8 protein-coding genes and 3 pseudogenes are annotated in these 12,897 nt (G+C 42.6%); 8 read left to right on the top strand and 3 right to left on the bottom strand.

All coding sequences use genetic code 11. The annotated features are described in order from the left end of the window. The first annotated feature begins 199 nt into the window (after positions 1-199). The 4 genes from U2W12_RS14100 to U2W12_RS14085 all read left to right on the top strand — a co-directional run bounded on the left by U2W12_RS14100 (position 200) and on the right by U2W12_RS14085 (position 5,329). Positions 200-2,029, top strand: a complete 1,830-nt coding sequence (locus U2W12_RS14100; RefSeq protein WP_326501329.1) for a hypothetical protein — start codon at positions 200-202, stop codon at positions 2,027-2,029. Between the two features lie 228 nt (positions 2,030-2,257). Continuing rightward, positions 2,258-3,142, top strand: a complete 885-nt coding sequence (locus U2W12_RS14095; protein ID WP_326501328.1) for a glycosyltransferase — start codon at positions 2,258-2,260, stop codon at positions 3,140-3,142. A gap of 43 nt (positions 3,143-3,185) precedes the next feature. After that, entirely contained in the window at positions 3,186-4,247 is a 1,062-nt protein-coding gene (locus U2W12_RS14090) for an NAD(P)-dependent oxidoreductase (RefSeq protein ID WP_326501327.1), read from the top strand. After that, positions 4,244-5,329 (top strand): Gfo/Idh/MocA family oxidoreductase, encoded by a 1,086-nt coding sequence (locus U2W12_RS14085; protein WP_326501326.1) that lies wholly within the window; start codon positions 4,244-4,246, stop codon positions 5,327-5,329. Before U2W12_RS14090 ends, U2W12_RS14085 begins: the two co-directional genes overlap by 4 nt. 341 nt (positions 5,330-5,670) lie before the next feature. Here U2W12_RS14085 and U2W12_RS14080 read toward each other — a convergent pair. Further along, positions 5,671-6,812 (bottom strand): annotated as a pseudogene (locus U2W12_RS14080) (ISL3 family transposase); the annotation flags it as partial. Positions 6,813-7,052: 240 nt separating this feature from the next. Here U2W12_RS14080 and U2W12_RS14075 point away from each other — a divergent pair. Next, positions 7,053-7,808: a class I SAM-dependent methyltransferase gene (locus tag U2W12_RS14075; RefSeq protein ID WP_326501325.1), complete on the top strand. Its 756-nt coding sequence runs from the start codon at positions 7,053-7,055 to the stop codon at positions 7,806-7,808. A gap of 345 nt (positions 7,809-8,153) precedes the next feature. Here U2W12_RS14075 and U2W12_RS14070 read toward each other — a convergent pair whose 3' ends face one another. Next, positions 8,154-8,279, bottom strand: coding sequence for a hypothetical protein (locus U2W12_RS14070; RefSeq protein ID WP_326501324.1), 126 nt, complete (start codon positions 8,277-8,279; stop codon positions 8,154-8,156). Positions 8,280-8,880: 601 nt separating this feature from the next. Between U2W12_RS14070 and U2W12_RS14065 the strand changes: the two are divergent. From U2W12_RS14065 to U2W12_RS14055, 3 genes and pseudogenes are all read left to right on the top strand, one after another. Beyond that, positions 8,881-9,441: pseudogene (locus tag U2W12_RS14065) on the top strand (IS1595 family transposase); the annotation flags it as partial. A gap of 270 nt (positions 9,442-9,711) precedes the next feature. After that, positions 9,712-11,292, top strand: a complete 1,581-nt coding sequence (locus U2W12_RS14060; protein WP_326501323.1) for an O-antigen ligase family protein — start codon at positions 9,712-9,714, stop codon at positions 11,290-11,292. A gap of 12 nt (positions 11,293-11,304) precedes the next feature. Beyond that, entirely contained in the window at positions 11,305-12,075 is a 771-nt protein-coding gene (locus U2W12_RS14055; RefSeq protein ID WP_326501322.1) for a polysaccharide deacetylase family protein, read from the top strand. A 200-nt stretch (positions 12,076-12,275) separates the two neighbouring features. On the opposite strand, the pseudogene U2W12_RS14050 reads toward U2W12_RS14055, so the two are convergent. Further along, positions 12,276-12,411: pseudogene (locus U2W12_RS14050) on the bottom strand (transposase domain-containing protein); the annotation flags it as partial. Between the last annotated feature and the right edge of the window lie 486 nt (positions 12,412-12,897).

Genomic DNA, 12,897 nt, shown 5'->3' with positions numbered 1-12,897 from the left:
ATAAAGTCATGGATTACCATTCGGCTATTTGTTAAAATAGCGGTATCAGATTATTCTGAATATTTCTTCTTTATTATTCTGAATTGATTGAGTTGAAAAATTTAAAGTTATTGCTGGAACTATTGATCTTGCCAGTAGCCTAGATGTGCTCGACTGTAACAACATTATGGGTCTTGTTCTTAAAGAGGATAACTAATATATGCCAGGAATTGTCGGAATTTTTGGGAGGGATATAAATAAGGAAAGTTCATCTACTCTAACAAAAATGTTAGAGAGTATGGTGCACGAAACGTTTTATACCTCAGGATCTTACACCAATGAACAGCTTCATTTATCAGTAGGTTGGGTCAACCATAAGGATTCCTTTAGCGATTGTTTGCCGATATGGAACAAAACTAAAGATATTTGTCTTATTTTCTCGGGTGAAGATTTCTCAGATGAGCGTTTTTCTCCAACTCGAAATCAAAGCTTTGAAGGTTCCTTTCACCTTAATGCAAACTACCTATTGGATCTCTATGAGGTCCATGGCGAAAAAATGATGCCTCTCTTAAATGGATGGTTTTGCGGGGTAATAATTGATCTTAAAACCAATAGATCATTATTGTTTAATGATCGTTATGGTATGCAACGTCTGTATATTTTTGCAAGCAAGGACATCATCTATTTTGCATCCGAGGCAAAGGCCTTATTGGCTGTCTGTCCCGAGCTGAGACGGTTTGATTATAAGAGTTTGGGTGAGTTTTTCAGTTTTGGTTGTGCATTAGAAAATCGCAGTCTTTTTGCGAATGTAACGCTATTACCTCCGGCATCAATATGGACATTAGATCAGGAACGCAAAATCAATAAGAAATTCTATTTCAAACCGGAAACGTGGGAAGGTCAAAATCAACTTGAACCAGATGAGTTTTACAAAGTCTTCAGAGAAACTTTTATAAAGATTTTGCCAAGATATCTAGAGCCTTCAAATCAGATCGCTATGTCGCTGACGGGAGGTCTAGATACCAGAATGATATTGGCCAACCTTAAACTTGCGCCAGATATATTGCCTGGTTATAGTTTTGGAGGCATGTATAACGAATGTTACGATGTTAAGATCTCTCGCAAAATTGCAAAAGTTATCAATCAACCCCACCAAGTATTTGAAGTTGGAAAACAATTCCTATCGCAATTCCCTGAGCTTGCGAATAAGACTGTTTATATAACCGATGGCGGGCTTGACGTAACAGGCGCTGCAGATCTATATGTTAATCAGTTAGCAAGAAATATTGCGCCAATAAGGTTGACAGGAAATTATGGTAGCGAGATTCTCAGGGGGGCGCGACATCTAAAAGCTGTAGCTCCTTGTCATGGCCTCTTTGAGCCAAGCTTCGAAAAAGACATAATGCTTGCAAGTCATACCCTCGACAGTAACTGGCATGGGCATCCAGTGTCCTTGGCTGCATTTAAACAGTCGCCTTGGCATCATTTTAATAGATTTGGATTGGAGCAATCACAGCTTAGGCTGCGATCACCTTATTTAGACAACGAGTTAGTTAAGCTCATGTTTCAGGCGCCTATCGAGGTACTCCGTAGCAGTGAACTTTCTTTTCGGCTTATTAATGACGGTAATCCTCTGCTTGGCAGAATGATGACGGACAGAGGATTATTGAGTAGAGAACAATCTAATTTAAGCACTCATCTAATTCACTTTTATCGTGAATTCCTGTTCAAGGCTGACTATGCGTTTAACTATGGCATGCCGAAATGGCTCTCAACTCTGGACTACTATGTTTTTGCGCCATTGCATTTTGAACAACTGTTTCTAGGTAGGCATAAATTCCATCATTTCCGGGTCTGGTTTCGAGATGAATTATCAAGTTATATTAAAGAAATTTTACTTGATGACAGAAGTTTAAGTAGATCCTATATAAATAGACAATTTATGGCGGATATAGTTACCGATCACACAAAAGGGCGAGTTAATTACACAACTGAGATAACTAAACTTCTGTCACTTGAGTTACTTCAGCGATCCATGTTTGATAAATAATGGTACTGGGAGACGATAAAAGATGAATGTTGGCAGGAGCGAAATTCATTTAATCGCTATACGATTTTTTGTGATTTCCGAAATGTATTAAGTGCTTCGCGAGAAGTTCGTTTGCAACCTGTGAATAGCAAATCAATGACTTAGAGAGCTCAAGAAATGCCAATGAACTTGTTGCTATTCACTTAACGAACCAATCAATTGATTGGCTAATTTAAAAAACCTGAAATTATGCATATTACTGTTTGTATTTGTACTTTTAAGAGACCGGAATTTCTGAAAGGTTTATTGGATAAACTGTCTTGCCAACTTACTGAAGGGCTTTTTTCATTTTCCTTGGTGATCGTAGATAATGATCGGAACGGAACAGCTTATCCAATTGTTGAGGTGTTTGACAAAATTTCAAAGATTCAAGCAAAGTATTTTGTAGAAGCGGAACAAAATATTTCCCTTGCAAGAAATCGGGCCATAGAAAATGCTGATGGTGACTTGGTTGCATTTATAGATGACGACGAACTTCCCCCCGAAAATTGGTTACTAGTACTTTTTAAAGCCTATATGAGATTTCAAGTTGATGGAATTCTTGCCCCTGTATTGCCTTATTACGAAACTCCCCCGCCGAATTGGATAGTAAAAGGTAGATTCCATGAGAGACCTTCGCACGAGACCGGAACGGTTCTCACGTGGAAACAGACTAGAACAGGAAATGCCTTGCTGCGACGCGATCTTTTCAGAGAAGAGGGAAATTTGTTCAGAGTTGAATTTGGCAGTGGAGGTGAAGACAGGGATCTTTTTCGTCGGCTCATTGATCAGGGCCATAAATTCGTATGGTGCGCGGAAGCCCCAGTGTATGAAATAGTACCTCCGGAAAGACATAAAAGGTGGTTTATGTTAAGACGTGCGCTACTCAGGGGTAAAACCCCTTACAATCATAATTACTTATCCTATGCGAAGTCTCTAATTGCGATACCTTTGTACACAATATTACTGCCATTCTTGCTACTGGTGCAGCATCATTTGTTCATGAAGTATTTAGTCAGTTATTTCGATCATATCGGCAGGGTTATTTCTTTTCTTGGGCTGGATGTCATCAAAGATAAGTACATAACCAAATAAATTTTCAAGAAACTCATGGGCGCAACAGTCAGTGGAGCAAACAATGAACGGCAACGCATTTATAATAAATTTTTCTGATCCAATTTTGATTACTGGAGCCAGCGGATTTATCGGCTCCAAAGTTGTTGAAAATTTAATAGATCATGGATTCACTAATCTGAGATGCCTTGTAAGACCATCTAGTAATCTGGCTTCGCTAAAAAAAATTATCGAGAATAATGAGCATGCCAAAATCCAAATTATTAAAGGTAATTTGCAGTCTCGTACTGATTGTGCTATATGTGCGGAGGGTGTTTCTGTCATCTATCATTTAGCCGCTGGCAGAGGAGAAAAATCCTATGCAGATGCTTTTATGAATTCAGTTGTCACAACACGAAATCTGCTGGATACCATCAGCGGGTCACCGCAATTTAAAAGATTTGTTAATATCAGTTCATTTGCGGTGTATTCCAATCAAAAAATATCTCCAGGAGGCCTATTAGATGAGAGTTGTGCAATTGAAGATGAGCCTCACAAAACAGGCGAGGCCTACTGCTACGCGAAAGTTCGGCAGGACGAATTGGTTATGGACTATGGGGAAAAATATAACATACCTTATGTTATTGCCAGGCCTGCAGTAGTCTATGGGCCTGGAAGCAAGGGGATAAGCGGTAGAGTCGGAATAGGCACGTTTGGTATTTTTCTACATTTGGGTGGCCAGAATAGGATACCCCTTACTTATGTCGATAACTGCGCGGAAGCTATTGTTTTAGCAGGAATAGTTGATGGCGTTGATGGTGAGGTTTTCAACATTATCGACGATAATCCGCCCACAAGCAGAGAGCTTTTGAAAGCATATAAACAGAAAGTAGGGTGGTTCCCTTCGATTTATTTACCCCATTTCTTAAGTCATTTATTATCTTTTGTTTGGGAAAAATATTCTGAATGGTCAGAACGTCAGCTCCCTCCAACATTTAACTGTAAAAGATGGGAAAACTATTGGAAAGGTAATACATATTCCAATAAGAAAATTAAGCAACGTCTAAATTGGAAAGTCAGGATAGATGCAAATGAAGCTATTTCGCGCTATTTTGAATACCAAAATCAAGTAGGAGAAAACAAGTGATCCGGGTTGGAATAATTGGATGCGGTAAGATCGCTGATTCCCATGTTGAACAAATAATTAGAATTAAAGGTGCAGAAATTATCGCAACATGCGATACAGAGGAGTTAATGGCAAAGCAACTTGCTGAGCGGTTTGACATACCAAAGTATTACAGTAGCGCCAGCGACCTATTAGAACAATCAAAACCTGATGTCGTACATATCACGACGCCACCTCAAAGTCATTATTTTCTTGGTAAATTGTGTTTAGAGGCTGGGGCGCACGTCTATATGGAAAAGCCATTCACTGTCAATACGGCTGAGGCTTCTGCCTTAATCGATCTTGCAACAAAAGTAGATCGAAAAATTACTGTTGGACATGATTATCAGTTTACTCATGCGAAACGTAGGATGCGAGAATTGATAAAGTCAGGCTACCTCGGCGGACCACCAATACATATGGAAAGCTATCATTGCTATGAACTTGGCTCGGAAACTTATGCAAAGGCGATTTTAGGGGATAAAAATCATTGGGTAAGGATGTTGCCTGGAGCCTTGATGCACAACAATATAAGTCATGGAATTGCTAGCATTGCTGAATACCTTACCGAGGAAAATCCTTTAGTTATTGCTCAAGGTTACACTAGCGAGTTTCTCAAAGAGCTTGGAGAAGATGACATTATCGATGAGCTTAGGGTTACTATTATTGAGAACGAGTGCAGATCAGCATATTTTACTTTTTCAACACAGATACGTCCGACCTTGCATCATTTCAGGGTTTACGGAAAGAATAATTCATTAGACGTTGATCATGATCAACAAACCTGCATTAAAATCACAGGTAGCAAGTATAAAAGTTATCTTGAAAAATTTATTCCTCCTGTTTTGTTATCAGCTCAATATGCGGCAAATAATCTGACTAACATCAGTCATTTTTTACGTCGTGACTTTCATATGAAAGGAGGTATGAAATACTTAATTGAGGCATTCTATAAATCAATCACTGATAATGCTAGCCTGCCTATTTCTTATAAAGAGATTTTGACAACGTCAAAAATCATGGATGCTATATTTTCCCAACTAAAAGCATCTGTTAAAACTTAACTTGATTACCAACAAGCCTCAGCCACTTTGAACAACCGGTGGGGCATCGGCGGGGTCAAGGCGCAGGTAACCGTTCACGCCTCAGAAGGCAAACAAATCAAAGCCGGGAACGGCAAGCGAAAGGAGGCGCGGGCCACCATTCATCAGCCTTTGCCGACAAATCGTCCATGGGGTGTGCTAGGCTTTGACCTTCAGCCGCTTACGGACATAGGCTTGGCAAGGGCGTGAACCGTTACCCAATGCATGTGATAAGCTAAAGTCATCAGGGCAATGCTTTTATATTTATTTCTCCTGAAGCTTCGCGTGCTTTCTGGTAGAATGTTTTTGGCTTTAGAGGAAATAATCATATTGATGAAATTAGCCTTATTACGAAAGCCCCAGGCGCGGCGTTTGGCTAATGCGCCTTGTGTTGACCCCTCCAGGATGCCGTTGGTGAGGCGGGATGCAACGAAATGGACGAGGCCGTGTCAGTGCGCCTTGACAGTCTTGGCGAAGTCCATAGAGGTAGGTGTTCTTGGCCCTCAGCTCTTTGCACCAATGTGTCAGAAACGTCTGGGCGGAGGCTTTGTCGGGCATAGTCCATAGGTCGTTGAACAGCACTTTCAGGTGGTAGGCAGTTCCTAATGTTGGATGCAGGATGATCAGTTCGGTCAGTTGCGTTTACTGCTTTTCCGAGAGGTTTTCACGGTTTTTCAGGAAGGTGTATTTGTGTCCTTAGTGCCGCGTGTTCCTTACGCTCGACACGGAGGACCCGAACCATCGCCTCGGTGAGCAACTTGACGACATGGAAGCGGTCAAGGTGAGCAGGGTCTCTGGGAAAATATTCATTCACACCAACGATAAAGGCCAGTGAAAATTCAGGCTGGCTTGTTGGATTTGCTCTTTGGCGACGTCTTTGCTTTGCAAGTGTTGCTGGATGTCTTTGAGAGTTTTCTTACCTTTGCCCTCAACGGCATGGATGACCCAGCCTGGTCCAGGTCGACACCGAAGGTGACATAATGGTGTCCCTTGCATATGGACGTCTCGTCGATGCCGAGTTGTTCGATCCCGGATGGATTGTACGCTAAGTGCGCCTTGCCGACCCAATGGTTGAATGCGATCCAGATACGCTGCGGGTTGACGTGCAGCAGCGGTTGGCCGCCATTTCCCGCTCGATCATTGCCATTACCAACGCTTCGAAGAAGAACGTGAAGCCGCTGCCGGGTCGCGCCCACGGAACACGGAAGCTGACTACCTTACCGTCCGGGAGGATGCGCGGCGCAATGCAGATAAACAGGTATGTTCGAAAAAGTTTAGGTGCTGCCACTGGCGTTCAACCGTATCATGGACCGGACATAACGTTCCCAAGGAATCGGGAAAGCGCGAACCCGATGTAAAGGTGTAGCTCTTTGCGTCTACTTGCGCCGGCTGCGAAATTCAGGTCGGTAATTTGCCAGGGCGACTGTAGTCCCAAGGCGAGGCTGAATGATGCTTCACAGTTCATGGGGGTATTTTCGCATTACCTACTGCGAATCACATAGAACCATTTTTTTCGATGGACTATAGTTACTATGCATGACTAAACATAAGCGCTTAACAAAAAGTTTACCTGTGTCGTTTTCTGACGAAACCCGCAAACAAAGGGCGAAAAAGCCATGAATACCTGTTGATTTATTGCTAAACGCTTATTTATATTGGAAAGAAACTTCGGAAATATGAACAATTTTTGAGAGGTGTGAAAGGGATGAGTAATTTTTACGAGCTACCTGAGCCCATAAAACTAGATAACTGGCATGAAGAAAAGGCGGTTATGGCTGCCCATATCAGAGAAGTAAGCGGCGGTGAGATTCCACTCCAAATCCTAGAAGCAGGATGTGGTACAAGTTGGGGGCTTGATCTTAAAGATATACCGTATATATTGTCAGGTATAGATCTTGATCAACATGCTTTGGATCTGCGGCAAAATCAGGAGAAAGACCTGGATATTGGGATTTATGGTGATCTTCGTACCGTGATGCTGGAAGAAGGGAAGTACGATGTCATATTTAATTCCTATGTTCTGGAGCATGTAAGTGGGGCTGAGGATGTATTAATTAACTTTGTACGATGGCTGAAACCTGGCGGCATCTTAGTTTTGGTGATCCCTAATAGAGATTCAGTTTGGGGATTTATGACACGGATGACGCCATTTTGGTTCCACGTCTTTTTTAGAAAGTTCATTACAGGCGATCGCGATGCTGGGAAGCCTGGTTATGCACCTTACCCAACATTTTATGATAAGGTAGTTTCGAGAAAGGGAGTCTATGCTTTTTGTAAAAAACATAGGCTTAGCATACAAGCAGAGTATTCTGTGGGGCATGGTCGGCGAAACAAAAGCTGGGGCGTTCATGCTTTACTTGTATCGTTCATCTGGATGATACACTTTGCTTCGTTAAAAACACTTTCGGCAAAACACGCAAATTTGATCTACATTATAAAGAAGTCACCTGAAGATCCGTAATAAGTGTTACAGTCGATTTTTTCGGCACCCCAGAATTAAGGCTGAGCAGCAATAGAATTGTCAAGTTCCGTAAGATTATGTATGACTGAAATGAATCTGTCCGGCTCTTTTTCCTGCCGCGCCTTGAGTGTCTGAAGAGGATAAAGATGAGCAAGTGCCGTTGTGGTATTTGGCCATTATAGAGTTTCAGATAGTGATCGATCGTGATGGCGAGTTCGCTGGCGCTGAGAAAGCGGGTGCTTCTGAGCAAGTCAGCGGTGCGTCCATTGAAGCGTTCGACCCATGCCGTTAGTTTGCGGATGGCGAGGGGAATCAGACGGTGTTCAGCCTCGGGGCCTTGCAAGCTTAGTCGAAAGGATGCTTTTCGCTGGGTTCGCGTTCGCCTTGAGCGGTAAAACGATCGGTGAATTCTTTGCCATTGTCGGTCAGGATTGTGAAATATACCCAGCGACTGGCGCGATCGAAGGCCACGCAAAGGTAGGATTATCGGGTTTCGCCGGACATTTTCGGAAGTTCTTTGGGATCGATCGTAAGCGGCCAACGGAACCACAAAGCCATGACTAAATCGTTATGATTTAATTCGCGAAGCGAAGTGGCAGCAGCTCGTATTCTGATTTATTTGAACAGTCAAAATCCTAACATAAGTGAATAGCAACAAGTTCATTGGCATTTCTTGAGCTCTCTAAGTCATTGATTTGCTATTCACAGGTTGCAAACGAACTTCTCGCGAAGCACTTATCGGTGGAAACGAATTTTTATCCCAAGTGTTCAACTTGCGTCAAGAAATACAAATTTTTCCGCATTGATTTGCCTTTCAGATTAATCCGGTGTGCGTTGTGCATCGGTTCTAAAATGGCATCGGCTAACGTATTATCGCCAATCGATTTGATACCATTGGTCGGTAGGCAATTGACTGAGGATGGCGGTAGCGGATTGTTCATGGCGATCATCCATGATTTCCATTACTAGATTACGTAGCACCCTCAGCCCATTTCTAGAGTCGAAGAATTAACGTAAGACACGGGTAATTCAGGAGCAATGACCATGCAAGGGTGCCCTATATAACACCGCCTGGAGCCTCAAACACAAGCTGATGCAAGTGATGCTGGAGAGCGAAAGACAGCAACCGCTTGGAGGCCGTATTGAGTTGGATGACGCTTACTGGGCTGGCGTGCATGCCGGCAAACGCGGACGCGGCGGAGGCAGCGAAAACAAGACACCCTTTTTAGCGGCCGTGGAAACCACCGAGGACGGCAGACCCGTGCGCATGAAAATGCACAAGGTGAAAGGCTTTCGCAAACAGCAGGTCAAACACTGGTGTCAAGCGCAGGTCAAAGCCGGCAGCCATGTCGTTACGGATGGCTTGGGAGCCTTTCAAGGGCTGGATGAAGCGGGGGTGGATCATGAAGTCGTGACCGGGAGCGGCAAAAAAAGTGTCGAGAACCTCGCCTTTTTTTGGGGCAACACGCTTTGCATGGCACTTATCACGCCCTCAACAGCCGTCATTTACCACGCTATTTGGCGGAGTTCGAATACCCAACCGTTGTTTCGACCTGGCCAGCATGGTGCCCTGGCTACTTCGTGCCTGCGCCTTGACCCCACCGATGCCCCGCCGATTGCTCCAAGTGGCTGAGGCTTGTTGGTAATCAGGTAACTCAATTTTATATAAGCGTGGATTTAACCATTGTAGATATGAAATTTTTTTTAATGAAAAATGGACTCATATTAGGACTAATGTATCTTTGGGTTCTAATGAACACAATTTTGTAAATTCTTGAGAGAACTTTTGTTATAAAGAATCCACCTCTATTACGAACAGATTGATCACTTCGCTAAAGTGTTCCCTTAATGATAGATGATGGGGCGATGATTAGTAATGGCGAGACCTCGTTTTAGAAAAATAATGACACCACAATTAGCTTTATTCAGTTCATTTATCTTCACTTGGTGGCTGTTTCGGAGAGATAGAAATTTGCACCCAATGCCTTCGCTGGCGGCCTGGATTCCATTGGTATGGATTTTCATTATTGGATCGAGATCAATTACAGACTGGTTGGGAACCGGTGGAGATAATTCAGTTTCCCCTCAAATCTCCGAAGGGAGTCCCTTAGATGCCACTGTTTACTTTGTTTTAATAATTGGAGGCGGCATTACTTTATCGAAGCGCAAAGTAAATTGGAGTGAAACTTTCGCTGAGAACCGATGGGTCTTTGCATTGTTTACATATTGGCTAATTAGTGTCTTTTGGGCTGAAAACCCATTTGTTGCGATCAAGCGATGGGTCAAGGATTTTGGCAATATTATTATGGTAATGATAATTCTGACAGAATCTGATCATATTCATGCTATGAAAGCAATATTCCTAAGATACTGTTATGTGGCTTTACCACTTTCGGTAGTATTCATTAAATATTACCCTGACCTTGGCCGATATCTTGATTCTTTTCTTTGGGAATATGCTTATTGCGGTATCACAACCGAAAAGAATGCTCTTGGGGCTGTTTCGTTCGTCTCAGGCATATTTTTAGTTTGGAATTTATTCGAAATGAAAGAAAAAAACCAAGCTAAGCAGATTGATAAAAATACGATATCCGCTGCTCCGGTATCCTTATCTCGAATAAAGCGAAAGATTACTCCGATTGCATCGGAGCAAAGTAAGATTCATAGCTCAGTTTCAAGCGATCGTCAACAATATCGAGTAACAAATGAACTCAGATCTGTCGGAAAAATGGATTATTTGAGTCATGCGTTGCTTATATTTATGGTAATTTGGCTAATAGAAAAAGCAAATAGCTCGACTGCGCTTGTTTGTTTTATTATGGGCACAGGTATTATTTGCATCCTAAGAAGTTCCTTTGGCAAAAGACAACTCAAGTATCTTGGGTTGTATTGTTTTATAGCAGTATTGCTCATAGTCATATTAAATATGGCTCCTGAGATTACAACGAGTATTCTTGATATGTTAGGCGAGGACTTAACCCTCACCGGACGTACCGATCTATGGGAACAATTACTTCGGACGCCCATCAATCGTCTTCTTGGAGAAGGTTACCAAAGTTTCTGGGGAGAGACAGAGATCACGTCACTCATTGTAGAGAAATTGAGATTAGTTTTTACTCCAAATCAAGCACATAACGGTTATTTGCAGACTTATTTGGATGGTGGATTGATTGCGATTAGCCTACTGTTTGGGTTGATTATTACAACCGCTCTCAAACTGAGGAGGGATGTTTTACTCGGAGAAAAGTATGGGATACTATGTTTTACCTTTCTTGTTCTTTCTGTTTTCTATAATTGGACAGAGGCGATGTTTAATCGCCTTAGTCTTGTCTGGTTGATACTGCTCATTGCTGCGATGAAATATCCGCGTCGAGACGTTTTTGATCTATATAAGACAGTAACAAATAGCAATAACAATAAGAGTCCCTATGCTGCAAGCTATGTTTCTAGACAAGGGCTGCGATCCGTTAACAAATCAAATTAAGGTATGCATCCTATGAACATTTCCCAATTTCATGTACGTGTATTTGGCCGCTACCAAAGAGTTCTAGCAGACATTACATATAGACGCGTAGTAAAGATGAATAATCGTATTCCCTTTATTTCATTTACATTTGACGACTTTCCCAGATCGGCCCTATATACAGGAGGTGATATCCTATTCCGTTATGGTTTGAGGGGCACCTATTACGCATCTTTAGGCTTGATGAATACCGATGGGCCAACCGGTAACATTTTCGTTCCTGATGATATCGAAAAATTACTTGCTCAAGGACACGAATTAGGGTGCCACACATTTGCTCATTGCCATTCGTGGGATACCAAGCCAAAAACATTTGAGTCTTCAATACTGAAAAACAAGTTAATTCTTAGTACACTAGTTCCCGATGCCGACCTCAGTTCTTTTAGCTATCCAATAAGCGTTCCTCGACCCAGTATAAAGCGCATTGCCGGGAAATACTTCAATTCATGTAGATGTGGAGGTCAAACATATAATGCGAAGGCAGTTGACCTAAATTACTTGAAAGCGTTTTTTCTAGAAAAAAGCAGAGATGATATCCAGACAATAAAAAAATTGATTGACGAAACTTGCCTAAATAATGGTTGGTTGATATTTGCAACTCACGATATTAGTAAAAAACCTACACCTTATGGGTGCTTACCACAGTTTTTCGAGGAAGTTGTGAGGTACTCGCAGGATTCCAATGCTAGAATCTTGCCGGTTGGCAAGGCACTGGAGGAAATTTTGCTGAAAACAAACACTTGAAGTGGCTACACTAGGCCGGGCACACTGATTTAAAATAGCGTAAGCGTTTAGCCCATCTCGTTATACACAATTTGCATAATTCTGTAATCTACCGGGTTTTTTCTGACCAAGGACGGGTAGGCGCAAATGGGGTGGGCAAGAAAGGAATTTCTGGGTAAGTGCACGTCCCAATTACCGAGTCATAACCGTTTTCCCCTGATTCAATTCCCGGTATAAAAAGGTAGCAGTTCGTCGATGCGACTGTTTGCCCATCAGGATCTCTTTCAACCAAGCCGCTGGATCAAAGCCATTGAGCTTGGCGGTGCCAAGCAAAGACTGAATCGCAGCGGCACGTCGGCTTCGATGGCAGCAGGGCGATGCGCTGCAAAGCCTCCAGCGCCATGGGGCTAGCGTTGGTCTGGTGCAGATCAAAAAATTTGCTGTAACCGTTCGCGCCCTTGCCAAGCCCGTGTCGATTGTTAGAAAACGTAACCATCCTGGCTTTGATTTGTTTGCCTCCTGGGGCGTGAACGGTTACCGGCTGAGGCTCTGAATTTGGCTGTATAAGTATTGGGTTTTTCTGGTTTCATTAGGGTTCACTCTTTGCTTAAGGGGATTTTAAACAGTGTGTCCGGTTTAGTGTAGCCATATCATAAGGCTAGTTTTAAAACCCGAATTTGGCTGCCGACAAGCGCGCCTGAGCGATGCAGGACTGACCGCTATAGTGAACCGCCCCGGGTTTGATGGAGGCTTCAACTTTTGAGAAGATGAAGCTATGAAAGAGAAAACCACAAACCATTATTCACCCGAATTTCGGGAACGAGCGGTTCGCTTGGTGCGGGA

The sequence above is a fragment of the Methylomicrobium sp. Wu6 genome (genome assembly GCF_035916875.1).
GTDB lineage: Bacteria > Pseudomonadota > Gammaproteobacteria > Methylococcales > Methylomonadaceae > Methylomicrobium.
This window is presented reverse-complemented; position numbering and strand designations above follow the sequence as displayed.

Excerpts from the sequence above, each read along its gene's own strand:
- U2W12_RS14100 (WP_326501329.1), top strand. The coding sequence starts at position 200 with ATGCCAGGAATTGTCGGAATTTTTGGGAGGGATATAAATAAGGAAAGT.
- U2W12_RS14095 (WP_326501328.1), top strand. The coding sequence starts at position 2,258 with ATGCATATTACTGTTTGTATTTGTACTTTTAAGAGACCGGAATTTCTG.
- U2W12_RS14090 (WP_326501327.1), top strand. The coding sequence starts at position 3,186 with ATGAACGGCAACGCATTTATAATAAATTTTTCTGATCCAATTTTGATT.
- U2W12_RS14075 (WP_326501325.1), top strand. The coding sequence starts at position 7,053 with ATGAGTAATTTTTACGAGCTACCTGAGCCCATAAAACTAGATAACTGG.
- U2W12_RS14060 (WP_326501323.1), top strand. The coding sequence starts at position 9,712 with ATGACACCACAATTAGCTTTATTCAGTTCATTTATCTTCACTTGGTGG.
- U2W12_RS14055 (WP_326501322.1), top strand. The coding sequence starts at position 11,305 with ATGAACATTTCCCAATTTCATGTACGTGTATTTGGCCGCTACCAAAGA.